Here is a 26,334-nt window from a genome sequence, read left to right on the forward strand (position 1 = left end):
TGGTGATCTTTCCTCGATCAAGACGGCAAGCGAAGGGAGCCGAAAAAGGAGCGGATCTCGGCTGTTAATGCATCGGGTTGCTCCAGCGCAGCAAAGTGACCACCGCGCGGCAGGTGACTCCAGCGACGGATATCGAGATAGTGGCGCTCAGCCCAGCGGCGCGAAGGCCGGTAAAGCTCGCGTGGGAATAGTGCACATCCGGTTGGCACAGTTACAGGAGTGTCCGAGGGGCCGCCCACGCCGGCGTGCAGCGATTCGTAGTAGATCCGCGCCGATGAGCCGATGGTGCGGGTAAGCCAGTAAGTGGTGATAGCACCGAGTATTTGGTCGCGGTCCAGAACAGACTCGAGATCTCCGTCGCAATCGGTCCACGCACGGAACTTTTCGACCATCCAACCGGCAAGTCCGGCCGGTGAGTCGGTAAGCCCATAGGCGAGGCTCTGCGGCTTGGTGCTCTGAATGGCGATGTAGCCGGTTTCAGACGCGTTGAAGGCGGCGGCCTCTTCAAGTAGCTCAGCTTCCTCGGCGCTCAGCTCGCCGTCTTCAGGGCGAGGCCCGCCAGTGACCACTAGGTTGATATGCAGGCCAACGATTCGATCGGGCATCAGAGTTGCCAAATGGGTGCCGATCGTTGCTCCCCAATCGCCGCCCTGTACGCCATACCGCGGATAACCGAGCTCCTCCATCAGCGTCGCCACGGCTGCGGCCATCCGGCCGACGTGCCACCCGGGCTCTGTGGTGGGCCCGCTGAACGCAAATCCTGGCAGCGAGGGGCAGACGACATCGAAGGCGTCCTCCGGTCGCCCGCCATACCGGACGGGATCGGTGAGCGGGCCTAGGAGATCGATGAACTCCAATACAGATCCGGGCCACCCATGTAGCAGCAGCAGCGGAGTGGCCCCTTGCTCACGCGAACGGATGTGAAGGAAGTGGACCTGTTGCCCGTCGATCGTCGTGACGAACTGGGGCCATTCATTCAATCGATCCTCGGTCTTGCGCCAGTCGAACGTGTTCTGCCAGTACGAACACAGCTCGCGCAGGTACTGCAGGTCCGTGCCATAAGTCCAACCGGAGCCCGGAATCTGGTCGGGCCACCGGGTACGGGACAGTCGGTCTTTGAGGTCAGATAGCTCGTGCTCAGGAACCGCGACTTTGAACGGGCTAGATTTCATGGCGGTCTCCGAATACCTGTCCTGAGGTGGCGAGTACTGCGGTCATGACAAGATCAGCTTCCCGAGCTCGTCCCAGTTCTCCTTGATTGCCGAGACGACCGCCTCGCTCTGTAGCCATTCTGGCGAGCGAACCAACTGGGTGGTCTCCATGAACTTGCGATAAAGCGTCGGATCCGTGGAGACATAGGCGAGCAGCCTGTCGGAGAAGTCGGCTTCATCGACCGAAACCTCCTGCAGCACACCGTCGCGTAGGACCTCCACGCCAGGGACGCGGTAGTCCTGCGTTGTCGATGCGGACCAGCAGTAGTTGACTGTCGCATCGAGCTGCTTTTGGAATCGCTCCGCGAAGCCGGCGAGTTCCCGGCCTGTCCCGAGACTGAGAGTTGCGAGTTCAGTCTGCAGGGTCGAAGCGCTCAGCGCCGCAACCGTCATACCCTGGCCGTAGACAGGATTGAAGGCTGCTGCGGCGTCGCCGATGACCACGAAGTTCTCCGGGCGTCGCGACAGATTCGCATAGTCTCGCAGCCGATTCGTCGTGTCCCGCCACGCCTGCACGGGGCCGAGAAAGGTGAACTTCGCAAGTGCAGCGTCGACCTCGGGCACGCCGATGGTCGCGATGTACTCTCGCAGTTCCTGCTCGCTGCGAGGTGGGTAGTCGCCGGCCGACCCTTGAACGGTGAAGATCCAGCGATCTTCGCCCTCCTGAACCCACATCGCGCATCCTCGGGTCGCCGCCCCGCCCTCTGGCGCGCCATGGCCCAACGGCGGACAGTAAAGTGCCTTGAACCCGGGCGCCCAATCCGAGGGGACGCGCACGAAGACGCTGGCGTATCCCCAGCGCGCATTCACGGTCGTCTCGGAGGGACGTGGGTAGCCCATCGCTTCGAACCAATCAGGCGCCTTGGATCGGCGACCGCATGCGTCGACTACCAAGTCGGCGTCCAGCTCGAACTCGGTTTCGCTGCCGAGGAGCCGTGCGCCCACGCCGGTCACCTGACCGTCTGACTCCCGCAGGCGGACAACCTCGGTTCCTTCGCGGTAGTCGACGTTGTCAAGCGCGGAGGCGAGGGATCGGATCGTCCACTCAATGAGTGGTCGACTTCCTAGGACCACTTCAAGGTCGCTCTCTGACTGAGGCATCCAGCCGCAGCGTTGCCGAAACCGGATGTCGGATGTAACCGACACCTTGTGCGCACCGAGGCGGAGCATCTCGTGTGAGAACCCCGGCAACAACTTGTCGATCGCCTGACGACCGGCTGCCAGCAAGGCATGGAAGTGATGTCCCTGCGGTACTCCTTTGCGCTGGGCAGGTGTTCCAGGGAACGAATCCCGATCGAGCACGACCACGTCATCGAAGTGTGGGGAAAGCGCGGCGGCGGCGAGGGAGCCAGCGACGCTACCTCCGATCACGACGGCACGACGCCGCGGACCGGTAGCCGTGCGGTTGGATTGTGGAGACGATGCTTGTTCAGGCATGAGTCCGCCCTTCTGAGTCTGACGAGGAGTTCCGATTACTTGACACTGGCTCCGAGATCGACGGGCAGACTTATTCCTGTGACGTACCGGGCCTCGTCCGAGGCAAGCCAGAGCACGGCATTGGAAATATCGATTGGCTCCACCCAAGGCATTGGCCAGATATTCATGGAACTGTAGCCATCTTTGGCGTCCTCGAATGTCGGGTTCTCCAAATCAGGCCGGAATATCCGATACATGCCCTCGTTGTCGAGCATTGGAGTATGCACGTTTGTTGGATGTACCGTGTTGGCCCTAATCTTGTGTGGTGCCAATTCATGCGCAAGCACCTGTGCGATGCCGACGACGCCGAACTTGGCCGCAGAGTAGCTCACACAATTGGGAAATCCTTTAAGCCCGACGAGGGAGCTGGTAATCACGATAGATCCACCGTTACCGGCCTCAATCATGGCGGGAATGGCCGCCTTGGCGGTGTGCCACACGCCCTTGAGATTGACATCGATCATGGTGTCCCATTGCAACTCGGTCTGTTCTACGACGGAGCCGTGGGTGGCGATGCCGGCATTGGCGATGACGATGTCGAGTCGGCCGAGCTCGGCGACTCCGCTGCGGACCGCAGTCTGAAGGGCGTCGATGTCACGCACATCGGCCTGGGTGGCAATGATGCGGCGGCCGAGCTTCTCGACGAGCTTTACAGTATCGGCGAGGTCGTCGAGCGTCGGCGCGGGATAGTCCACCGTCTCGATCGGGGCGCAAGCATCGATAGCGATAATGTCTGCGCCTTCCTCGGCGAGGCGGACCGCATGCGAACGACCTTGGCCGCGTGCTGCGCCAGTGATCAGGGCTACTTTGCCCTCCACGCGTCCTGACATTATTTCTCCCTTTCCAAAAGGTGGATCACAGGATTACGCACTTCGACTTCAGTCTTATTTTGCGCAATACCGGAATTCGGTTGAATTTGTAGGTCATTCGGACGTTTCACCATGTGACCGAAATCTATCGGGGGTGCACGAATTGCGGATGCGTCTCGACTCATGACAATTCCGACCAAGGTGTGCTCGCACTTGTGGACGCGGTCATCTGTCGAGGTCGAAATCATCGACGCCATTACATGCGCGGCCCTGGAGTTGAGGATGGGTGATTTGGAGCTGCGACCTCGTCTGGTCATATGGTCACCTTGTTGGTGAGACCTCCTCTACGGCCATGCGTGGGTCGATGTTGGCTCCACCCGATTGGATCGCACGGCCGCACCGCGGCGAGGCCGCTCCAGGGGTCGACGTGAGCTCTTCAGAACCCCACCTCCTTTGGCCGAGCTGAGCTCTCTCGAGGCTAGGACAAGTTGCATATAAGTGTCAACTAGCCTATGTGTGCCATTTTTTGGTGGCAGTGCCACGGGAATCGCCTGGTTGTGCAGGCGGGCGCCGCCGTCAGGTTGCACAGGCGGGGCGCCGGTGCTGGTGTGGTGACCGATTCTGATGCGATGTCCACAGTCTGATCTCGCCCCATTGCGTGTGGGCTGGCCGTGTATGCGGTGAGTCATCGCGGAAGGTTGTTCGCCTCGAGCGATACAGATGCACCCATTGGTGCTGTTGTGTCACAAACGGACTCGGGGTTGATCATGGCGAGTATCCGCGAAGGATGCGGGTAATTCTCGGGAGTCCTGATGCCTCACGGGGTGCAAGGGGGCGGTAGGTAGACGGTGGGGCGGATGCGTGGAGGAGCTCTCATGCGAGAGCCGCGCATTTTGCGGGGCATTCGTCATGCCCGGGGCGGCGCCAGGCGGTGGAACCGAGCATATGCGGCGCGGGAGTGGACCCGCCGGATCGTCTTCTTTGTTGAAATATACAGTGCAGCAACTATGTTTAGTCCTTGTGCTGTGTATTGAATGCGTCCAGCCCCCTTCCGGTGGTACCAAGCGTTGCCGGCATCGCTTGGTCGAGTCGGGGAGTGGGTGAGCGTGAGCGCCGTGGCCGACTCGATGTGTCAGGCGCGACTTGCGGACGAGAACGGGGCGGTACGGAGGGTTAGTCAAGCAGAGCGAGCGGCGCCGAGTTTGAAGGATCGGCCCACGTCTTGCTGCTACGTGAATTCACGGCTACTGGGGGAGTTGTAAACAGGGTGGTGGTGCCCCAACTTCCCGCCGAAGAGGACAAAACCGGCTGATGGCGATAGTGCGTCGGCGTCTGCTCGCTGCGGAAGTGGACGCGATCAAATCGCCCCAGCCACCGTCTTGCAGGTCGCGGCCGCAGGCCGTGACCTGCTATGCGGAATTCCACGCCGGAAGAAAAGTGGCATCTATAGGCTACTTGACGCGCATGTGCACCTGGCCTAACCTCCAGGGAGCTTACTCGAGAGGGTGGTGTAGTGGGGCTGTTTCAGTTCTGTGCCTGCTCCGCTCCACAAGTATTCGGGTCAGCTCGGAATGTGGCGTGGCGAAGTTTCGGATTGCGGGTCGATAGTGCAGGCGGTGTCATTTTGTTGATCGGCAGGGCGGCCGCCGCAGCACCTCGGTGCCGACGTCGCGAACCATCATGACGTCTACTCCGAATGTTCTGTACAACAGCGAACCCCGGAACGTGCGAGAGGTGAGCAGCAGTGTTCGTTCTCGAAAGAAGGCATCTACTTGACACGTCCGGCTGATATGGGAAACGGGCGAAACACAACGTTCCCATTCCAGCTGGACGGCGCACCGGTGGCAGCCTGCACCTGTGAAGGTCGCTTTGAGAACGCCAGGGTTCTTTCCTACGCGTCCGCGGGACCCACCACGCCTAGGTCGTGCTACCCGAAAACGACGGGCCAACTCAGACATCCAACTCACGGCTTTACTGCACGCTGGGTCCGAACGCCCGCGACACGGGCTTGAGTGCCCCGCATTAAGGAATCCGAGGCGCCATGATGCAACCACACGCAACCACTATCCCGGAGCTGGCGCCACGCCGCTGGTACGTGATCATTCCACTGCTTGGTATGGGGATGTTCATGCTGAACCTGGACCGGACGAACATCTCGCTGCTGCTTCGCCCGATCTCGAAGGACCTCGGCCTCACCCTCTCCGATGCGGGCCTGATTAGTAGCATCATCTTTATCGGTGCTGTCGTCTTCCAGATCCCGCTCGTCATTCTTGTCTCTCGGTTCGGGGGGCGATGGGTCCTGGCCACATGCCTTCTTGTCTGGGGCGCGGCTTCGTCCCTGGGCGGCTTCGCGACCAGTGAGGGACAGTTGCTCATAGCGAGGTTCATAGTTGGTATGGGGGAGTCCGCATTCCATCCGCTCATGTACGTGCTGATCGCCCGCTGGTTCCTCGAGCGTGAGCGTGGTCGGGCGAATACGCGCTTCTTCGTTTTCAGCTTCGCCGCGAGCGTTCTAACCGCACCCATAACCGGGCTGATGCTCCAATTTATGTCGTGGCGAACAGTGCTGCTAATTCAGGGCTTGCCAGCCGTGGTCCTGGGAGTGCTCTGGCTGCTGTTCTACAACGACCGACCCAGTAAGGTCTTTTGGCTGCCCACACGGCAGGGCAATGAATTCGAGAAGGCGCTCACCGCGGAACGGAACCGCAACCCTGTTGACGAACCAGTGAGCTTCATGCGGGCCTTGTTCAACCGCCGGATCCTGTTGCTGATGCTTATCTATGGTCTGGTTGGTGGTGGAACCAGCGCGATCCCGCTCTGGCTCCCGACCGTCGTTCAGAGCTTCGATGCTCGGAACGGCCCTCTAGTGGTGGGCCTACTGTCCAGCATCCCCTTCGTCGTCGGCGGGATTGCCGGGGTGATTCTGGGGGGTCTCGCCGATCGCACTGGTAGATTTCGCACGCTCTTGGTCATACTACTGGCCGTCGCGGCTCTCGCACTCTTGGTCGGCCCGGTCGCTACTGGACGACCCGCTGCCCAGTTGATCCTGCTCTGTATCGTTGTCGCCGGCGCGCAGAGTGCCGTCCCGCTCTTCTACGCGTTCCCAAGCTGGATGGTCGCGGCGTCCGTGCTGACGGTTGGCATCGGGTTCATCAATATGACCGGCGCACTGTCCGGGTTCTTCGCGACCTATGTGGTCGGCTGGATCAGCGACCTCACAAGCCCGGAGATCGGATTCTCCTGCCTAGGCCTCATGCTTGGTGTAGCCGCGGTTATAGCGGCTGTCGTGCTCCAGGATCCCCCTGCCAAGGTGAGCTCGTCGAAAGTTGATTCACGGCAACTTGATTCGGCATGACCCTGTGGCGCGTCTCTTGTAGCGACCGGCCCAGCATTGGGTTGGGTGTATCCGCAGCGATCCTCTGAATCCCCTCCCGCGGCCCTCTGCATGGATCGGCCGCTCGGTGGTTCAACTCTGCGTGCATTTTCGGGAACCGGAGACGCCGTAGTTCTCGGCGTGCACGCGTTGAATCTCGTGATGCGGTTTCCGTCTCGCGGACCCGCCTCCGGGAGGTTGGGGTTGGGAGTTGGCGGGGTAGTAGGTCGACGGGGCGATCTACACCTCGGCCCGAACGGGACCAGGAGACCGGGTCCCGTAATCGAGGTCGTGTTCGTCGATGCGGACGACTTCACCGCAGTTTGCACTCGAGCTCTGCTGCTTCGTAGATCGTCTACGCCGTCTTCAGGGCTCGATTTGACTGCTTGGGGTCGGTGCGTCGGTGTCATTTCTGAGACGACGCGTGGATCCGATTTCCTCGAAATGCCTTTGCGGACCCCTCATCTTGAGTGCCCGCGGAGGTTGACTCTTGCGGGTCGGCATCCTGGATGCAAGAATCATGGAGACGCCCGTCACATCGCGTGCGAAGCCGTTCAAGGGTCTCAGCAGGCGGCGCGCCACCGGTCGTGGAGGGCTGCGGTCGATTCGCGGATCAACCTGATCGTCCCGGCGTAGCAGGGCTCCATGCCAACTACACGCCCCGGCCGGCGGTTCGGTGTCGTCCGCGTAAAGCGAGTTGCCTCAAAGACGTCGCCAACTCGGAGCAGTCTGCCATTCGTAGTTGAAAGAAAGGGCATATGGATGACCAACAAAGAGGAAATCGCTCAGAAGTACGCCGAGGAGCGTGCCAAGCGGATCCGTGCGGAGGGCATGGCCCAGTATCTTCGAGTCGAGATCGGGTCAGACCTTGAGGCGGACCCATTCGTCCACGAGGTAACACCGCGCGACCCGATCACGACGGAGACCGAGGTCGCCATTATTGGTGCGGGGTGGTCGGGGCAACTAACGGCCGTTCGCCTGCGTCAGGAGGGCGTCGACGATTTCGCGATTATCGACAAGGCCTCGGACTTCGGGGGCACGTGGTACTGGAACCGTTATCCCGGGGTCGCCTGCGACACCGAGTCCTATGTGTACATGCCTCTCCTGGAAGAGACGGGCTACATGCCGTCGATTCGGTACGCGCCGGGTGAGGAAATCCTCGACTACGCCCGATCGATCGGCAAGCGCTGGAATCTCTACGAGAAAGCCATCTTCCAGACCATCGTCAAGGACGTGACCTGGAATGAGGAGGAACTGCGCTGGATCGTCACGACCAACCGCGGTGACGAGATCCGTGCTCGCTTCGTCGTCCTCGGGGCCGGTGGAGTTCTACACCGACCCAAGCTGCCGGGCATTCCAGGGATCGAGAAGTTCGAAGGTCACTGGTTCCACTCGAGCCGCTGGGACTACGACTACACGGGCGGCGACTCCAAGGGTAATCTCGCCAATCTCAACGACAAGCGCGTTGCGCTCATCGGAACTGGACCGACGGCTTTGCAGGCCTTCCCGCACCTGGCTGAGAGTTCCGCTGAGACCTTTCTTTTCCAACGCACTCCAACGATCGTCGGGCCGCGTGGCAACGGGCCGACGGACGAGGAGTGGTATACCCGCCAGGAACCAGGTTGGCAGCAGCGCCGCGCTGACAACTTTGAAGCCCAGTTGATGGGCCTCCCGGTCGAGAAGATCGTCAAGGACGCCTGGACCGAGGTCTGGAGTATCCCGCCGTTGGAGAAGCCCGACGACGGATCCACCCCCGACATGGCCGCCTATAGGGCTAAGGTCGAGGACAACGACATCGTGCAAATGGAGCGCATCCGGGCTCGCGTCGACGAGCTGGTGGAGGACAGCGAGCTGGCAGATGCGCTGAAGCCGTGGTACGCCACGCACTGTAAGCGTCCAGGTTTCCACGATGCATATCTGCAGTCGTTCAACAAGCCGAATGTGCATCTGGTCGACACGCAGGGCCGCGGAGTGGACGAGGTGACCGCCAACGGCCTGGTCTTCGACGGCAAGGAATATGAAGTCGACCTGATCATCTACGCGACCGGCTTCGAGACAGGTGTCTCGCCCGGCCAGTCGGGCGGCTTCGACGTAACCGGTGTTGGCGGTGTGACCCTGGCCGAGGCATGGGCTGGGCGAGTCCGCACCGTGCACGGTATGCAGGCCCACGGCTTCCCGAACATGTATGTCGTCGGGGCGCTGCGGCAATCCGCAATTTCGGTTAACCTGCTCAACGTCTACGGCGACCAGGCCAAGCACGCCGCCAAAAACATCAAGCAATTGCTCGATGACGATGTCATCAAACTCGATATCACTGAGGCCGCGGTGCAGGAGTGGTGCGACGAGATGGATGCCACCAACGACCTCGTATACAACGTCGAGGCGGTCAACGCCTGCACGCCTGGCTATTTCAATAACGAAGGCGACATCGACACCGAAGGCAAGTATGAGAACGGCCGGCCAATCTGGGCCGACGCGTATGGCCGCGGGCCGTTCGAGTACCGGCAGTTGCTCGAGAAGTGGCGTGAGTCCAAGGAATACGAGAATAAGGCAATCATCGTGCGGGGTGGAAACCAGTAAGGCGAGACGGCAGCTGCGGGGCCGTCGCTGGTCCGTAGGAAACCGGCCCAGTGCTGCCGCGCTTTGGGCTCGGGGCTGTTCCGCGACCGGACCGTGACTCCACCGCAGTAGAGCGTGATTGTGGTGGAACCGGCTCAGGGGCCGGCAAGCTCGGAGAGATATGGGAGATGCGGTGATCAGCCGTTACGACAGCCATTGGGACGCGTGCGCGACTACCCGGATCGGCGTTGCCGCGGTCTCCCAAAAGACCAGGCACAGTATCCCTCCGCCGGTCGAGGAGGCCAGCGACTCCGATATCGCCGACGTCGGCCTCGCGCACCCGACAACCGACTCGGTGAGACGGGTGGACCACGACACGGTGCAGCATGTCGACGTCCGACCTTGGCAAGGCTCGACCGGTTCGAAGTCCTGCGACATGAATCTGACCGCGGGCTCAGTGCTCGTCGGGCCAAATCGAGCAGGTGGAGGCGGCCATCATGTCCGGTCGAACGACGTTCTCGTCGAGCATGCACTGAACGGCCGGCCCGGGCTGCGCGTCGGCCAGGAGATGGCGATCCATCGCGCGGCCGGCGCGCGGCTTCGGAGGGAACGACACGCATGTCGAGGTCGTCTTTCCACACGGCGTGATGGCGCCGGCACCCGGCCAGCTCCACCCGACGAGCGCCTGTCCACACGCGATCGACTACGGCATCGCGTCGGACCATCAGGGTGTCTGTCGTGAAAAATATGGTTACTCAACGTATATGGTTGCCATCGCTGGACGCCGGCGGCAGGATAGCCGAGCCGGTCGAAGTCGTCGAACTCGACCGTGCGAGTTCTGTCCTTCCGCCGGCCGACCGGGTGCGGATTGGCGTCGCCACCCGGCCGCTCGGTGTGACTGCACGTGAACTCTCCGCAGTCCTGGACATCACGTTCGTCCCTCTGGACGCCGCCGGCGACCGATGGCTCGCGGGTTCTGCGGATCCGATGGCCGACTCGGGGCAGCTGTGCGCGGCCACGCAGGCCAATCCGCAAGCGGCGCTGGTGCTAGCACAGCTACTGCGCATTCCGGCCATGGACGTTGCACCTGCTCTCGACGTCGAGTCGTTCGCCTACTCATCACTGTTGGGCGGAGCAGAATTCGCACGCTGGCTAGACATGCGCGGCCCACGCGCGCTGCCACCGCCGCCGCCGGAGCCGCCGGTGCTCGTGGAACGTACAGGGGACGAGCTGCTGCTGACGCTGAACCGGCCGGAGCGGCGCAACGCCTACGGCCGTGAGGTGCGCGACGAGCTGGTGGAGGCGCTTCGGATCGCCGCCGCCGATGAGACGATCGCGCGCGTGGTGCTGTCCGGGGCGGGACCCTCGTTCTGCGCCGGCGGAGATCTCGCTGAATTCGGCACGGCATCGGACCTCACGACCGCACACTTCGTCCGCACGTTGGCGGGCGCCGGACGGCTGCTGCACCAGCTCGAATCCCGAGTGGTCGTCCGCGCGCACGGCGCGTGTATCGGCGCGGGTATCGAACTGTCCGCCTTCGCGGGGACGGTGATCGCCGCACCAGGCACGGTGTTCCGGCTCCCCGAGGTGCGGATGGGGTTGATTCCAGGCGCGGGCGGCACGGTCAGCATCCGGCGCCGCATCGGCCGTTGGCGGACATTCCTGCTCGCACTATCGGGCAAGGCGCTAGACGCGCCGACCGCACTCGAGTGGGGGCTTCTCGACGCAATCGGGCCGGACGTATGAACGTGGCTTGCCGACCATACCGGTGTCGGTCCACCTCGGTGGCCGCATGATGTGGCAGGACCCACCTGTGTTGGTGGCGATGGTCAACCGCATCGCCAACCAGTCTTGCCATTACGGCACCACATTCGAGACGGCGCAAGCGCTGGACGTGGCATCGCATGCGGTCGATGAGTGCGTAGATCTGCTGAACGACACATCCGCGCGCGAGCGCGGGGGCATCAGGAAGGCTGGTCGCGGTGCGTCCCCGCAGACGCTTCCGCACGGTTCAGCTACCCGCTCTGATCAACAACGTGGATCTAGCGAATTCCCTACCTCACCAGCAAATCGCTCGTAGACACGACTAAGGGAGCAAGTGAATCATGAAGGCTATCGGAGTAATTGAGTTTGGTGGACCCGAGGTGCTGGAGGTTCTGGATCTCCCGGAACCGCAGGCCGGCCCCGGTGAGGTAAGGATCCGGGTGCATGCGGCAGCCGTAAATCCGAGCGATACGCTGCTCCGTTCCGGCAGGAGACAGACTGGGAGCCGCCGGCCCCCGTACGTGCCGGGAATGGACGCCGCGGGAGTGATCGACGCACTCGGCCCTGACGTTGACGACCGGCTCCACATCGGTCAACGCGTCGTAGCCCTGGTGGTGCCGGAATGGATCGTTCCGAACGGGTCGCACGGCGCCTACGCCGAGCAGGTCGTGGTGCCCGCTGCGTCGGTCGTGCCCGCGCCCGCCGGTATTGACTTTCCCATAGCGTCCACCCTGCTGATGAACGCTATGACGGCTCGCCTCGCCCTTGACGCGCTTGCACTGTCCGGAAGCGACACGGTAGCCGTGACCGGCGCCGCAGGAGTCGTCGGCGGCTACGTAATCCAGTTGGCCAAGGCCGACGGGCTTCGCGTAATCGCCGATGCCAAATCCGCAGATGCGGACCTGGTACGTGCATTCGGGGCTGACGACATAGTGGAGCGTGGAAGTGACGTCGCCGAACGCATCCGGGAACTCGTGCCGGACGGTGTTCCCGGCCTGGTCGATGGTGCGCTGCTGAACGAGCGCATCGTCGATGCAATCGCCGACGGCGGCAGGTTGGCAACGGTTCGGGGCTGGAACGGTCCCGCCGAGCGTGGAATCAAGGTCCATCCGATTTTAGTGCGGCATGGCGCCACCGACACAGCGGGGCTGGATCGACTGGCGCGCCAGGCCGAGAGCGGTGTCCTCACCCCACGTGTCGCGTCAGTCTTGCCGGCCGAGCAGGCGGCCGAAGCGCATCGGCTGCTGGAAGCCGGCGGTGTGCGTGGTCGAGTGGTACTCGACTTCAGTGGGCAGCAGACAGGCATGTAATCGATTACGTCGGAGGGCTATTGAATCCTGCTGTCAGTGGCAGCGTCCATGCTGACGGCGTATCGAGAAACCGGGTCGGGGTCACATCTTTTGAATTGCCCGCCCCGGCTACCGGTGGGTCATCGATGTCGACCTCATATGCAGTCCGCGCTCGTGTCCCAGCGGAGCACGACCTGCGCTGGCATCCTGCCGTACCTGGTCCTCCACGGCTTCGCGGTGCACGGCAGTCCCGCGGCATCGTCAGGTCCGCGGTCCAGTCTCGGCCTGCATGGTCTTGGGCGTCGTTCCGTTTGAGGTTGTTTGGTGATCTGCCGTCACAATCCACATCCGAAAGTTCGCTGGGTGGGTGTTGCCGCGTTCGTCTCCGGCGTGTTCTCTCGGCGGGTCGGCGGTGGCAGTTGTCCACGAAGCTGCCGACCGATCTCGGTTCGCGGTCTCCAGTATCGGGCGGTCCGCTACACCCAACGCCTCGCGGACGCCGGAGTCGCCGCCTCGTTTGGCAGCGGCGGCGACTCCTACCAAATTCCCCGGCCGAGGCCTTGAATTCGCTGGTCAGGACCGAAGTGATCCAGAACAAAGGGTCACGGAAGTCGATCGAGGACCTCGAGTTCGCTGTCGCCGAGTACATCGCTCGGGTCAATCGCCGACTCAAACGGTCAGATCGAGATGGATCCCACCCACCCAACCCGGACTGGCCCACTACCACTGACACAACCCCGCTGGAACCAACGATCGGGTCATTGCGACCCTCTACTGAAGTCGGAGTGCAACAGTTAATCGGCCGCCGAACTCTGCGGTCGCCGCCAGAACACGCTGAGCTGAAACGCTGCTGCGGCCAGGCCTAACCCGGCAGCGAGTGCGGCCGCGCCCGACCCACGCGAGCATTTGGTGAAACCTAAGGCTCGATCCACGCTGAGTGGGCCGGCGCCGAGCCCAGCGAGGGCCACTGAGGCGGCGGCCAGATTCACCACGTACTCCCAACCCTCTGCGGTGATGAAGAAGCCGTTGGGCTGGTGCACGGACCGGGCCGCGACCGCCATCGTCCCCACCGCAGCTGCGGCGGCAAGCGGCGTGCCAGCGCCGGCGATCAGGGCAGTGCCCGCACCGATCTCGACCACGGCGCTGGCTCGCGCCTGGAGCCTCGGCTTGTGGAATCCAATGGATCGAAACCAGGTTGCGGTTCCATCGAGAGACCGGCCATGCTTAACACCATGCGCAACCAGAGTCCCACCGACAGCCGCGCGCAGCAGCAGCTGAGCAACCGCCGATCCTCTTATGTTGCGACGCCGTTCCCTCAGTTGTTTCATTTGTTGCACATACCCGCGTCGACCGGCAGCGTTATGCCGGTGACGTAGCGAGCGGCGTCCGAAACGAGCCAAGCGATCGCATTGCTCACGTCGAGCGGCTCGATTCGCGCGACCGGCATCGGGTTGCCGAGCCCCTCGGTCAGTGCAGGGTTCGCAGCAGCAGCAGACTGATCGAAGCCGACCAGCATCGGGGTGTCCACACCCGTCGGATGCACGGTATTGACCCGGATACTCTGCGGCGCAAGATAATTTGCGTACATCCGCATCAACCCGACGACGCCGTGCTTGGCTGCAGCGTAGCCGAAGTTGCCACCGTTCGTGCCGGCGACCATCCCCTTGAGCCCGTTCACCGAACTGGTGATGACGATGGCCCCACCGTCGCCCTGCTCAAGCAGAGTCGGTAGCGACGCTTGGATCGTGTTCCACACTCCGACGAGCATCACATCGACCGCGTCCCGGAATGCCTCGTCGTCTCGGCCTGCAGCCAATCCCTGGAACATGATGCCAGCATTGGCCAACACGATGTCGAGCCGTCCGAGTGACTCCACACCCTCCGCGACAGCGGCCTTGAGCGCGCCAGCATCGCGCACATCGACGACGTGGGAGTCCATCCGCCGACCAAGCTTCTCAACCATCGCGACAGTTTCTGCGAGATCCTCGCGTGTCGCCATTGGGTAAGTGACGGTTCCAATCTGATCACATATGTCGACGCCGATTATATCTGCGCCCTCTTCGGCGAGCCGGATCGCGTGCGACCGCCCCTGCCCTCGGGCCGCTCCCGTGATCAATGCGACCTTACCGTCAAGCGTTCCCATGAGATTCTCCTTCGATTGCTCTTCGGGAATTGGACGCGTTGCCATTCTCGTCCTGTTCCCACTGCGGAATAGTGACACCGGGCTCGATGTCTTCGAACCTGACCCGCATCGGCATCCCTGCGTACAACTCGGGGGCTCCGTCGAGGTGCCCAACGAACCGCACAGCAGGGTCCTCGTCCAGCTGTACAAGGACCACTGTGCACGGCGCGGGGAACGCTTGATGGATCGAGTGATGGAGGACCGTCCACGTGACGAGGGAACCGGTTGGCTCCACGTCGCGCCAGCGAACGTCCCATGATCCACAGGTATGGCAGTACGACTTTGGCAGGTGCAGGTTCGCCGAGCACACGTTACAGGTGCGCACGACGAGTCGGTGCTGAGCCGCCGCTTGCCAGAACCCGCCGGTTTCTTCGTCGTCGGTGACCGGTAGCGGCCGTCCCGTCACCATCACGCTGCCCTCAATATGAGCGCACTGGTCAGAGTGGGGGCTCCGGATGTCACTAGACAGATCTGCGCGCCCTCGACCTGCGACGTTGACTGTCCCCGCATCTGGCGCACTCCTTCAAGCACATGTGTCATACCGTGGATGTATCCCTCGGACAGGTTGCCACCTGCCGTGTTGATCGGAACGGAACCATCGATGTCGATCGCGCCGCTGGATGCGAACGCACCGCCCTCGCCCTGTCCGCAGAAGCCGTAGTCCTCCAACTGGAGCAGCACTGTGATGGTGAAGGCGTCGTAGATCTGGGCAACGTCGACGTCGTGGGGCCCCAACCCGGCGCGGCGGTAGAGTTCATCGGCGACGTACTTCGAGGGGTTTGTCAACAGGGACGGTCGCATGAGAGCCGGAAATACCTTGCCGCCCTGCATTTCCGGCACGGTTCCCTGTGCCACTGCCCTGATCAGCACGGCAGGGTGCGGGCTGTCAGCCGCACGATCCGCTGCGGTGACTACGACGGCGCACGCGCCGTCGGTCTCGAGGCAGTAGTCCAGAAGCCGCAGGGGATCGGCGATCATGCGTGACTCGAAGTAGTCCGACAACGACATCGTCCGGGAATACATCAGCGAAGCCGGGTTGGCGTTCGCCCGGTTGCGGATGGTCATCGCGATATTTGCCAGGTCATCCGGCGTGGACCCATAGTCGATCATGTGACGGCGCGCGTACATGGCGTAGAGCTGCCCGGGCGCCATGAGCCCGTAGGGCAGGAAGAACTCGTCGAGCGTGCCGCCGCCCCCGACGTAGTGGGCTTGTCCCGACTGCTGGATCGCGGTGCCTTTCCCGAATCGAAGCCCGGAGCGGCCATTGAGTGCCCGATAGACCAGCACATTTGTCGCCTGACCGGACATGATCGCTGCGACGGCCTGGCCAATCATTCCGCAGGGCGCCGATCCCGCGGTGCCAGTCATACCCCAGTACGTCAGGTTCTCCAGGCCCAGCCAGTGGCCGATGTCATTGTGGTGCACCGTATCGTAATCCGAGCGCACCACACCATCGATATCCGCCGGTGTCAGGCCCGCGTCGGCGATTGCGGCCAGACTCGCTTCAGCGGCGAGTGAAGCCACGCTCCGCCCGGACTTTCGAGAGTATTCGGTCGCACCGATGCCGACGATCGCGCATGTATCTCTATGCTGTTGTTTGGCGGTTTTCACGTCGCTCTCTCCGAATATTCACGATCCGCAATCTCACGATTGACCCGGGATTGGCACGCACTGATGCGTTGCGCTTCCGCCGAGTCTTGCATCCAGGATTCTTCCTGCGCAAGCCCCCGCCTCGGCTCACTTGCCATGTTTCGGCGGTTTAGCTGGGGCAAGCCCGTCTTTCGCGCCGGGTTGCGGTCGGAAGATTGCGCGAGCCCGGTAATTTCAGATGCAGTAACGTGTTGGCGTGCGCTGGATCACGTTGTATCCTGGATGCAATGGATCGCGTTGTGCCGTCGAGGCATAACGGACGACCGCTCAGGGTTTGACAGCCGCATCGGGAGTGATGAAATAATGCCATTGACAGACGACATGCAGCTCATTTCGGTGGACGACCACCTGGTCGAGCGGCCAACGGTGTGGTCTGACCGACTGCCGAAAAGACTTGTCGAGCAAGGTCCCCGCGTCATCGAAGCAACCGGCGAGGAGACTGACCAGTACGGATTCGGCCAGAAGGCACCCAAGGGCAGCCAGGTCTGGGTGCTCGAAGGGGTGGTGTACGCCCAGCTGGGACTCAACGCCGTAGCGGGTAAGCCCCGAGAAGAGATCGGCACTGAGCCGCTGCGCTTCGACGACATGATCCCCGGTTGCTATGACCCATCCGCACGAGTCGAGGATATGGACATCGACGGCGTACAGGCCGAGCTTCTGTTCCCTTCCTTTCCGAAGTTCGCCGGGACAATGTTCCAAAATGTCAAGGACCCCGAGCTCGCACTTCTGTGCACCAAGGCCTGGAACGACTACGTCCACGAGGAGTGGGTGACGCCCTACCAGGACCGGTTCATTCCGGTCGGCATCCTGCCATACTGGGACATTGACGCTGCCATCGTGGAGCTGCGCCGTCTGACCGATCGCGGAGTTCGCGCGATCTCGTTCCCGGAGAACCCCGTCCCGCTGGGGCACCCGTCCTTCCACACCGAACATTGGGACCGTTTGTTCGACGTCTTCGAGGAGACCGAGGCCGTAATCTGCACACACTTCGGTACCAGTGGCCAGGTTCGCCTCACCGCCCCCGACGCTCCGATGGCCGTGATGACCACCCTCATGGGAACCAACTCCATGAACGCGGTATGCGATCTGCTGTTCTCTCCAGTCTTCCACCGCCATCCGAAGCTCAAAGTCTCTGTCGCTGAAGGAGGTATCGGATGGATGCCGTGGCTGCTAGAAAGGGCTGACTACACGTGGGAACGCCATCGCTTTTACCAGAACATCCACCAGACGGTGCGTCCCTCAGAGCTGTTCGCCAAGCACATTTGGGGCTGCTTTATCACCGACCAGTACGGCATCGACAACCGCCACCGGATCGGCATCGACCGCATCACGTGGGAGGCGGACTACCCGCACTCCGACTCCTACTGGCCCAATAGCCGTAAGGTCGCGACGGAAGCGTTCGTCGACGTACCCGACGACGAGGTCCGCCAAATCGTCGAGACGAACGCCCGCACCCTCTACCGCTTTCCTCGGGCCTGAGTCACCTGCGGGACTACAACGTGAACAGGTGGGTTCCTAGGTGTCACACTGTAACTGAAGTGATTCCAACGAGGTGCGAGGGACTGTCCGTTCCGATAGTTGGTTGATCTGGTTCTGGCCGACACGTGAATGAGAGCGCAATCGAGGCAATCGATCCCATCGATCAATCGAAGATCGTTCACCAGGAGTTGGCGCAACGACTATTGGCGCAGGCCAACGCCGACAGTGTCGAGCTGGTCGGACCGACGGGGCTCTTGAATCAGCTGACCGCACCGGTGCTCGGATCCACTCTTTAGAAGGCAGAGATGGACGAGTGCCTGGATACGAAAATATAGGGTGGCGGACCGCAACGGTGGGACTTCACGCAACGGTCGGCGTTAGAAACGTGTTCGCCGAGTCCCAGCGCCTACTGCGAGTTAGCCAAGCGTCCCCGTCGCCCTCCGCTGTTCCAGTACGTACCCGGGCTTGAGCTTCGGCTGGTATCCGGCGTTCGCTCCGGATGCACGCATCCGACAGGGCTTGTTGAGTCAAGGCAGCTTCCTGCGGGTGACGGGTGCCACCGTACTCTTCGGAGGAAAGGCGGCAGTTCATATGCATACTAATTCCCCTACCGAAGAGGTGTCGATGTCCTCCGAAGCTGTTGCCGCATCCCCGGCGGTGGAAAGAGCAGTGGCTAAGATCTTCAAACGCGTTGTGCCGCTGTTCGTCGTGATGTTGGTCTGCAACCAGCTGAACCGATCGAACATCGGCTACGCGCAGACTCACCTCGAGGCGGATGTGGGTATCGGCGCCGCGGCGTACGGCTTCGGTGCGGGTGTCTTCTTCATCGCCTATGCGATCTTCGAACTGCCGTCGAACGTGCTCATGGAGAAGTTCGGCGCCAAGGTGTGGCTCACCCGCATCATGATCTCGTGGGGCCTCGTGTCCGCGGCGATGGCGTTCGTCAACGGCCCGGAGATGTTCTACGCCCTGCGGTTCCTCCTCGGTGTCGCCGAGGCCGGCTTCTTCCCGGCCATCATCTTCTACTTCACCCGCTGGCTGCCGAACAACCACCGCAGCCGCGCGACCGCACTGTTCATCGCCGGATCCTCGATCGCCGCCGCGATCTCCGGACCGCTGTCCGGACCGCTGCTGTCCCTCGACGGACTCGGCGGACATCACGGCTGGCAGTGGATGTTCGCGCTGGAAGGCCTGCTGTCCGTCGTCGTCGGGTGCATCGCCTACCGCCTGCTCGACTCGAAGATCGACGACGCGAAGTGGCTGACGTCCGACGAGAAGCGTGGCCTGCAGGCAACAATCGCACTCGAAGACGGGCTGCGCGTCGCCCGTTCTGATCCCAAGAAGGCTGGAACATCGCGCTGGAGGCTCCTCCTCGAACCTCGAATCTTAGTGTGCTCCGGTATCGTGTTTGTCATTTCGATGGCGATCTACGCCAACACTTTCTGGCTGCCGTCCATAGTCCGTGGTATTTCCGGCACCACAGATGTGACCGTCGGCCTGCTTTCCTCCTTACCCTGGATATTCGCGGTCATTGCGATGTACATCTGTACTCGGTCCGCCGACCGCACCGGACGTCACAAGCCCTACCTCGTGATCACGCTGATCGTTGGAGCTATCGGAACCATGCTCGCAGCGTTCGCCAGCCCATGGCTCGCGCTGCCGTTGCTCTGTGTTGCAACCATGGGTTTCAAGAGCGCAGCCCCGCTACTTTGGTCCATCCCGCAGCGGACATTGCACCCTGTTGTCCTTGCACCGGCCATCGCCGTCATCAACTCTCTGGCTAACCTTGGCGGTTTCGTTGCCCCGTTCGGCTTCGGCATCATCAAGGAGCAGACAGGCTCGGTTGCGATGGGACTCGTAATTCTTTCAGTGTTCGGCCTCGTTGCGGCAGCGTCGGTGGCCTACTTCCGCCGCGACGCACTGGATTCCGAACTTATTGTCGCAAAGGGAATTGTCCGGAAGGACACCGGGTCCGACGACGGAAACGTCACTACCGCCGAACGGTCGCGATGACTACTTCGTGTCTCCATCGTGGACTGGTGCAATCCTGTTTAGTCAGAACACTCGCGGCGTTGGTCGTGTGAAGCATCTGCACTGGCCGATCTAGAGATCACCTCTACTCAGAGGTGGCCGAATTCGCATCGACTCAGGCGAATGTCGGAGCCTGATTGTCTGCGCGCCAACGGATATCCGGACTTGTCAGCCCGGACGCACAACATCTGTCGAAGGGTGGTGGCAAATGGTTACGCATAACCCCGGGGGAGATCAGGGTGCGGGATCCGCCCGTGCACAAGGTTCGGATCCGACGAACAATGAGGCAACGGATGCCGAATGGGTGAGCCGGAGCCATCGGGGGTGGCCAGGGCGCAGAAAGGACGCCGCACTGGGACGGACCGGGCAACCCCGTGCAACCAAGAAGGACGCGGACGAGATCATTGACTACGCCCGTGTGTGGGCCGCGTTCGGTGGCCTGCCGGCGGAGGAGACGTTCGTCAGGTTCGGGATGTCAAGGACGAGATTCGTAGAACAACTCTGGCATGTCATCGACGAGTTCGGCTGTGACGCGGACACGGCTCGCCGATTCAGAAAGGCTTTTTCCAGCTACGGTTCTCGCCCGTTTTCAGACTAAGTGCCTGTTTGCCAACCGGGAGGCAATGGTGCTGGGGCGGTCAGCGTGGTGAAAGCCCAGCGAGCTGGCCAACTATGACTCCAGGTTGGCAAACAGCCACTTGGCGACCCACCAGGCATAGACAAGGAATCGAGTTGGTCGCCGATGCCATACGCCTGGGTGTGCCACTGATCATGTTCGATAGGGGAGCTGCAGTTGGACGACGACACCCCGCCGCGGCTCGGAAGTCTCTACGGCTGATGTTCTCGTTGTGGGCGGATGGTGAGGATCTGTTGGGCGCTTCCGATGGGTCCTCGGGTGTCATGCAGGACGGTGGTGGTCAGGCCCTGTCCTACGTGATCGAAGACGACGCTGGTGTCCAGGCCGGTCCACAGGTCCAGGTTGGGGAACATCCATTGGTGGGTTCTTGCCGGACGGCGATACCGTTGGCGGTGTCGACCAGGGCGATATAGGACGTGAGGGCACTCGCACGTTCCCCCGCCACCAGGTCCCGCGGTGTCGAGATCCACGCGGCGGTGCGTCCGGGTTGGGGCATTCCGGCGGGCGGGTGTGGCGGGAGGTGACGTATCCGCCAGGCCATACGCCCCGCGAGTGCTGACCTGCGGGGTGGGCATACCTGACGGAATCTCAGACGCGAATCTACAGGTCAGGTCCTCAGCATCAGCGGCGGCCAAGACCATGGCTGCCGACCAGCACATCACGAAAGGCGACAACCTTTGTCCGAGATACTGAACGAACGCGTGGAATGGACGCTGGCGAACCGCGTCGCCCGCATCACCCTGATCCGTGAAACCGGTAACGCACTGGATATGGCCGCGGCGCACGCGATCCGGGAAGCCGCTGAACGGACCGCCCGAGGGGCCGCTGAAGACACCATCCGGGTAGCCGTGATCGCTGCCCGCGGCACAACCTTCTGCGTGGGCGGCGACCTGCGAGACTTCACCGAAGCCGCCGACCCCGGACCGCACATGGCGGCGGTCGCGGCCGAACTGCATCAGGCGATCCTGACCTTGCGTGAGGTGCCGATCCCCGTCGTGAGCATCGTGCACGGCACCGTGGCCGGCGGCGGCATCGGACTCGCGCTCGCCGCGGACATCGTGCTCATGGCGTCTGAAGCGGCCATGCGCCTGGCTTATACCGCGGTCGGGATCTCCCCGGACTGCGGGGCCACTTGGACGCTTTCGCGCCGCCTCGGTGCCGCGCGCGCCCTGGACCTCGCGCTGACCAACCGCCCCCTGACCGGAACTGAAGCCGCCGAATGGGGCCTGATCAGCCGAGCCATCCCGGCGGAGAATCTCACCCAAACAGCCGATGACATGATCGCCGAATTGGCGAAGGGGTCAGCCCCCGCCTACGCCGATACCAAACGGCTCATCACTGAAGCCGTCGCCCGTGACCTCGCCGCCCAACTCGAGGACGAAGCGGCAACAATCGCGAAACTCTTCGCCGGCCCAGATGGAGCCGAGGGCACAACCGCGTTCCTCAACAAGCGAACCCCGGCCTTCCGATGATCCGACTGGTGTACTCAATCCCCGCACCCCACCTGAGCACTCCGGAACGTCTACGTAAATCTCATTCATACTCCGGCAGCCACTCATAGTGGCGCACCGTGCGACGGGCGTGTGACAACCACGCCAAGCTGCGCTCGACGGCCCAGCGCCGAGGCAAGATCACGAACCCTCGGGCACCCCGGCGGTCTGGAGACGACTTCGATCCGGAACCGCAGCTGCTGCGCCGCCCATGGCACCAGGGCCGCGGTAGGCGCCATCGGCCCAGATCGTCGGCAGCACCGGATGCTCGGCGCGCAGTCGGGCCAGCAGCTCTCGGGCGATGTCGCGGTCCTGGGCGCTGGCACCGGTGACCAGCGTAGTCAGCAGCATTCCGCCGATCCACTGCGATGCTGTGCTTGCGGCTGTTGACCCTTCTTCGCCGCGTGGTCTGTGCGAAGTATGGCAAGTGACGGGCATTGCCCGCAGACTTCCCGCCGTGGCGGACCGTATACGGGTTGTTCGCCCGTTGGCATCGTGCTGGTGTGCTAGCTCGGATCCGTGACGAGTTGCTGCGCATGGTCCGGGTGGTGGCTGAATACTGCCCGTTGCCGGTGGCCGCGGTGATCGACTCCCAGACCGTGCGTGCAGCGGAGACGGTGTCGCGGTCCTCGCGCGGATGCGAACCTGGTCTTCAACCGCCCGCCGATCAGCGGTCGGGAAGCGCGTCTGATATCTGTGACTGCCCCGAAGCCGTCGTTGTTATGTCGGGCTTCGGCTGGCGGTCGGCGATACCCTTGGGGTACACGCTCGAAAGGTGGGCGTGTGCAGTTTCGGCACTGGACCCGGTGAATCGATGTAGCCCGTGAACGACGATCCATTCGCGACACAACGCGACGTGTCCGGTTCGGTCGCGTCGGAGCTGGCTGCGGTCGGATTCAGGGACGCTCAGGAGATCGGCCATGGCGGTTTCGGCGTCGTCTACCGCTGCACGCAGGTGTGGTTGGACCGTGTGGTGGCGGTCAAGGTTCTCACCGCCGACCTCGACGAGGAAAACCAGGCTCGGTTCCTTCGCGAGGAGCGCGCGGCGGGCAGGCTGACCGGGCACCCCAATATCGTCAATGTCCTTCACGTCGACGTCACCGATAACGGTCGACCTTTCATTGTCATGCCGTACCACGCCCAGGGTTCCCTCGACGCGTGGATCCGCCGCCACGGGCCCCTCCCGCTGGACGAGACGCTGCGGCTGGGGGTGAAGATTGCTGGCGCCTTGGAAACCGCGCACCGTCGGGGGATTCTTCATCGCGACGTCAAGCCGGGGAACATCCTCCTGACCGACTACGGCGAGCCGGCACTGTCGGATTTCGGTATCGCCCACATCACCGGCGGGTTCGAGACCACCGCCGGGATCCTGACGGGCTCGCCGGCATACACCGCCCCCGAGATTATCGCTGGCAACCCTGCGAGTCCCGCTGCGGATGTCTACGGACTGGGGGCGACGTTGTTCGCTGTGATCACTGGGCACGCCGCGTTCGAACGCCGCAGCGGCGAGCAGCTGGTGGCCCAGTTCCTGAGGATCAGTGCTGAGCCTGCTCCGAACCCGCGTGAGCACGGCATTCCGGAAGATGTCAGTGCCATCGTCGAAGGTTCCATGGCCAGCGACCCGGAGAGCCGTCCCACAGTCGCAGAACTGGGCCGACAACTCCGCAAATCCCAGCTTCACCATGGATTCCCGGTCGCCGAAATGGCCCTATACACAGAACCGGGAGCGACGGAGAAGCACGGAGGCACGCCCGCCGTGCGCGCGACTTCTTCCTTCGGACGTGCGTCGGACGGTCGCCGGCCGTCAGGGCGACCGTTGGATGGCGGGCGAACGGGTGGTCTTCCGCTGGAGCTAACCAGTTTCGTCGGCCGACACACGGAGCTGGCCGAGGCGAAAAACTTGCTGTCGAGCTCACGGCTGGTGACCTTGACCGGGATCGGCGGGGTCGGCAAGACCCGCCTAGCACTGCGGGTCGCTACCAAAGTGCAACGCCAGTATCCCGACGGTGTGACGCTGGTCGAGCTGGGCGAGCTGCGGCGCGAGTCGCTATTGGCGGGTGTGGTGGCGGGTGCGCTGGGGTTACGAGACCACTCGGCGAGACCCCTGCACGAGGTGCTCGTCGAGTTCCTCGCCGACCGCGAACTGCTCCTGGTGCTGGACAATTGCGAGCAGATGGTCGATGCGGTCGCCAAGCTCGCTGAAACACTGCTGCACGGATGCGCTCAGCTGCGGATTCTCGCGACAAGTCGCGAACCACTCGATGTCGGTGGGGAAGCGATGCTGCTTGTTCCCCCACTAGAGGTCCCCGATCCCGATCGCCTACCGAAGGGGCGGCCCCACAACGACGCGATGGCATTGTTCGTCGAACGGGGCGCCGCCGCCGTCCAGGGGTTCGAGCTCACCGAGGACAACAAGGTCACCATCGCTCGGATCTGCCACCGGCTTGACGGGTTGCCGTTACCGATCGAGTTGGCGGCGTCCCGGCTGCGGGCGATGTCACCCGAACAGATCCTGCAGCGGCTGACCGACCGCTACGCCCTGCTGACCCGCGGCAACAGGGACCTACCGTCGCGGCAGCAGACGTTGCGAATGTGCATCGACTGGAGCCACGAGCTGTGCACACCGCAGGAACAACAGCTATGGGCTCAACTGTCGTTGTTCGCCGGCAGCTTCGAACTCGATGCCGCAGAAAAGGTCTGCGACCTGACCCCGGAAGACCTACTCGATACCGTGGCCTTCCTCATCGACAAGTCAATCCTCACCCGAGAAGCCTCGGGTGCCGCGGTGCGGTTCCGCATGCTCGAGACCTTGCGCGACTACGGCCGACAGAAGGCACAGGAGACCGGCCAGTATCCCGAGCTTCGCCGCCGCCACTGTGACTGGTACGAGCAGTTGGCGCTCGAGGCGGAAGCCGACTGGATCAGTTCCCGGCAGCTCGAGTGGATCGCCAGACTCGAGCGGGAGCAGCCGAATCTGCGACAGGCGTTAGAATTCTGCGTGTCCGACAGTCCCGAAGTCGGACTTCGGATCGGCGCCGCCCTCTTCCCATTCTGGCTCTCCGGGGGTTTGCTCAGCGAAGGGCGTCGTTGGCTCGACCGCTTCTTGACCTGTCAGACCGGCCCGCTTACCGTTCATCGGGCCAAGGCGCTCTACGCAAGCAGCATCCTGGCCGGACTGCAGGGCGACCTTCGAGTATCGGCCGCCCTGGTGGAGGAGGGACGCGCGCTCGCGGGCCAGACGACCGACCCGGTTATGCGTGCACACATCGACCACGCTGCCGGATATCTGGCACTGTTCGAGGAGAATCTTCCCGACGCACGGTCGCATCTTGAGAATTCCGTCCAGGTGTACACCGCGCGCGGCGATCTACTATTCCAGGTCGTAGCTCTCGTGGGTCTCGGCATGACCGATGACCTGCTGGGCGATGCGGAGCGGGCCATCGAATGCCATAAGCGGGTACTCACGATCACCGAGGCTCGGGGCGAATCCGTATATCGGTCGTATTCGCTGTGGGCGCTTGCTGTTGCGGTGTGGCGGCAAGGTAATCGCAGGCAGGCGGTGCGGCTGCTCGGGCAAGCGCTGCAGGTAGGCCGCAGGGTGAACGACCGCCTGAACGCCAGCATCTGTCTGCAAGCACTGGCTTGGATCGCCGCCGAGGAGCGGAACGCCAAGCGCGCGGTCGTATTGATGGGGGCTGCGGAGGAGCTGAGCCGATCGGTGGGGAGTTCAACGGTGTTGGTGCCCGAGCTACTGGTGTGCCAGGAGGAGTGCGAACGCGAGACTCGACAGGCGCTGAGTGAGAAGGCCTTTGCCGCGGCCCGACGGGAGGGCGGTGCGCTCAGCTTCGGCGCAGCCGTTGCCTACGCGCTGGGCGAGCAAGCCTCGCCTCCGCCGGCACCTGCTGCTGGCTCGTCGGCGAACCTGACCAAGCGCGAGCATGAGGTCGCCGAACTGATCGCAGTGGGGATGACCAGCAAGGAGATCGCCGCTCGCCTGGTGATCTCGCCACGCACCGTGCACGGACACGTCGAACACCTCCTGGCCAAGCTGGGGTTCACCTCACGCGCACAGATTGCGGCGTGGGTCGTGACATCGCGGAACATGCGTTCCTCAGACGCTGACCTCAATTCCTGATATCGGTGTAGAAAGACATACGTGACAAAGAGGAAAAATGCTAGTACACAATGGCCTTCGGCTTGTTGTCCTGGTATGTCGCCGAGCGCTGGACTGGTCCACGGTCGAGGCAATCTCGAAGAGCCACTGCTGAACTATCTCGGCAAGACCAAGGTCGACCATGTAGGCCCTCGAGATGATCGCAGACCCGTGAGGATCCCGCCGGAGATGACCCCCGCGGATCGGAGTCTTCGACAGGCGACCTTTGTG

The 26,334-nt window shown here is 62.7% G+C and carries 17 protein-coding genes and 1 pseudogene; 9 read left to right on the plus strand and 9 right to left on the minus strand.

Annotated elements, in window-relative coordinates:
- Positions 1-17: 17 nt before the first annotated feature.
- Genes ACLIVD_RS42000 through ACLIVD_RS42010 form a run of 3 tightly spaced genes read right to left on the minus strand, consistent with a single transcriptional unit; the run spans position 18 to position 3,517 of the window.
- Positions 18-1,172 (minus strand): epoxide hydrolase family protein, encoded by a 1,155-nt coding sequence (locus tag ACLIVD_RS42000; RefSeq protein WP_491933677.1) that lies wholly within the window; start codon positions 1,170-1,172, stop codon positions 18-20.
- Positions 1,173-1,214: 42 nt separating this feature from the next.
- A complete protein-coding gene (locus tag ACLIVD_RS42005; RefSeq protein WP_491933678.1) occupies positions 1,215-2,648 on the minus strand; it encodes an NAD(P)/FAD-dependent oxidoreductase in 1,434 nt (477 codons plus the stop codon).
- Between the two features lie 35 nt (positions 2,649-2,683).
- The gene (locus ACLIVD_RS42010; RefSeq protein WP_491933679.1) at positions 2,684-3,517 is read right to left on the minus strand and encodes a mycofactocin-coupled SDR family oxidoreductase; all 834 of its coding nucleotides are present in this window, start codon (positions 3,515-3,517) and stop codon (positions 2,684-2,686) included.
- Positions 3,518-5,537: 2,020 nt separating this feature from the next.
- Between ACLIVD_RS42010 and ACLIVD_RS42015 the strand changes: the two genes are divergently transcribed.
- From ACLIVD_RS42015 to ACLIVD_RS42030, 4 genes are all read left to right on the plus strand, one after another.
- Entirely contained in the window at positions 5,538-6,851 is a 1,314-nt protein-coding gene (locus ACLIVD_RS42015) for an MFS transporter (RefSeq protein WP_491933680.1), read from the plus strand.
- Positions 6,852-7,631: 780 nt separating this feature from the next.
- A complete protein-coding gene (locus ACLIVD_RS42020; RefSeq protein WP_491933683.1) occupies positions 7,632-9,449 on the plus strand; it encodes a flavin-containing monooxygenase in 1,818 nt (605 codons plus the stop codon).
- Between the two features lie 726 nt (positions 9,450-10,175).
- A complete protein-coding gene (locus ACLIVD_RS42025; RefSeq protein ID WP_491933839.1) occupies positions 10,176-11,174 on the plus strand; it encodes an enoyl-CoA hydratase/isomerase family protein in 999 nt (332 codons plus the stop codon).
- 359 nt (positions 11,175-11,533) lie between these two features.
- On the plus strand, positions 11,534-12,502 hold the full coding sequence (locus tag ACLIVD_RS42030) for an NADP-dependent oxidoreductase (RefSeq protein ID WP_491933684.1): 969 nt from the start codon (positions 11,534-11,536) through the stop codon (positions 12,500-12,502).
- A 773-nt stretch (positions 12,503-13,275) separates the two neighbouring features.
- On the opposite strand, the gene ACLIVD_RS42035 is transcribed toward ACLIVD_RS42030, so the two are convergent.
- Genes ACLIVD_RS42035 through ACLIVD_RS42050 form a run of 4 tightly spaced genes read right to left on the minus strand, consistent with a single transcriptional unit; the run spans position 13,276 to position 16,274 of the window.
- Positions 13,276-13,809: a DoxX family protein gene (locus ACLIVD_RS42035; protein ID WP_491933685.1), complete on the minus strand. Its 534-nt coding sequence runs from the start codon at positions 13,807-13,809 to the stop codon at positions 13,276-13,278.
- The gene (locus ACLIVD_RS42040; protein WP_491933686.1) at positions 13,806-14,624 is read right to left on the minus strand and encodes a mycofactocin-coupled SDR family oxidoreductase; all 819 of its coding nucleotides are present in this window, start codon (positions 14,622-14,624) and stop codon (positions 13,806-13,808) included. Before ACLIVD_RS42040 ends, ACLIVD_RS42035 begins: the two co-directional genes overlap by 4 nt.
- Complete coding sequence (locus tag ACLIVD_RS42045; protein WP_491933840.1) at positions 14,611-15,072, minus strand: Zn-ribbon domain-containing OB-fold protein; 462 nt, start codon at positions 15,070-15,072, stop codon at positions 14,611-14,613. Before ACLIVD_RS42045 ends, ACLIVD_RS42040 begins: the two co-directional genes overlap by 14 nt.
- A complete protein-coding gene (locus ACLIVD_RS42050; protein ID WP_491933687.1) occupies positions 15,072-16,274 on the minus strand; it encodes a thiolase C-terminal domain-containing protein in 1,203 nt (400 codons plus the stop codon). Before ACLIVD_RS42050 ends, ACLIVD_RS42045 begins: the two co-directional genes overlap by 1 nt.
- Before the next feature lie 342 nt (positions 16,275-16,616).
- On the opposite strand from ACLIVD_RS42050, the gene ACLIVD_RS42055 reads away from it, so the two are divergent.
- The 3 genes from ACLIVD_RS42055 (at position 16,617) to ACLIVD_RS42065 (ending at position 19,805) form a co-directional block, all read left to right on the plus strand.
- Entirely contained in the window at positions 16,617-17,792 is a 1,176-nt protein-coding gene (locus tag ACLIVD_RS42055; protein WP_491933688.1) for an amidohydrolase family protein, read from the plus strand.
- A 125-nt stretch (positions 17,793-17,917) separates the two neighbouring features.
- Entirely contained in the window at positions 17,918-18,088 is a 171-nt protein-coding gene (locus ACLIVD_RS42060; RefSeq protein ID WP_491933689.1) for a hypothetical protein, read from the plus strand.
- Between the two features lie 328 nt (positions 18,089-18,416).
- Positions 18,417-19,805, plus strand: a complete 1,389-nt coding sequence (locus ACLIVD_RS42065; RefSeq protein WP_491933841.1) for an MFS transporter — start codon at positions 18,417-18,419, stop codon at positions 19,803-19,805.
- A gap of 846 nt (positions 19,806-20,651) precedes the next feature.
- Here ACLIVD_RS42065 and ACLIVD_RS42070 read toward each other — a convergent pair.
- A pseudogene (locus tag ACLIVD_RS42070) lies at positions 20,652-21,003 on the minus strand (thioesterase family protein); the annotation flags it as partial.
- A 134-nt stretch (positions 21,004-21,137) separates the two neighbouring features.
- Between ACLIVD_RS42070 and ACLIVD_RS42075 the strand changes: the two are divergent.
- Positions 21,138-21,932: an enoyl-CoA hydratase/isomerase family protein gene (locus ACLIVD_RS42075; protein ID WP_491933690.1), complete on the plus strand. Its 795-nt coding sequence runs from the start codon at positions 21,138-21,140 to the stop codon at positions 21,930-21,932.
- Between the two features lie 159 nt (positions 21,933-22,091).
- Here ACLIVD_RS42075 and ACLIVD_RS42080 read toward each other — a convergent pair whose 3' ends face one another.
- Positions 22,092-22,301 carry a hypothetical protein gene (locus ACLIVD_RS42080; RefSeq protein ID WP_491933691.1) on the minus strand — a complete coding sequence of 70 codons (210 nt, stop codon included), beginning with the start codon at positions 22,299-22,301 and terminating at the stop codon, positions 22,092-22,094.
- A 472-nt stretch (positions 22,302-22,773) separates the two neighbouring features.
- Here ACLIVD_RS42080 and ACLIVD_RS42085 point away from each other — a divergent pair, with 472 nt between their 5' ends.
- Complete coding sequence (locus ACLIVD_RS42085) at positions 22,774-26,085, plus strand: protein kinase domain-containing protein (protein WP_491933692.1); 3,312 nt, start codon at positions 22,774-22,776, stop codon at positions 26,083-26,085.
- Positions 26,086-26,334 lie beyond the last annotated feature (249 nt).

It is taken from the genome of Rhodococcus sp. G6(2025) (assembly GCF_058628105.1).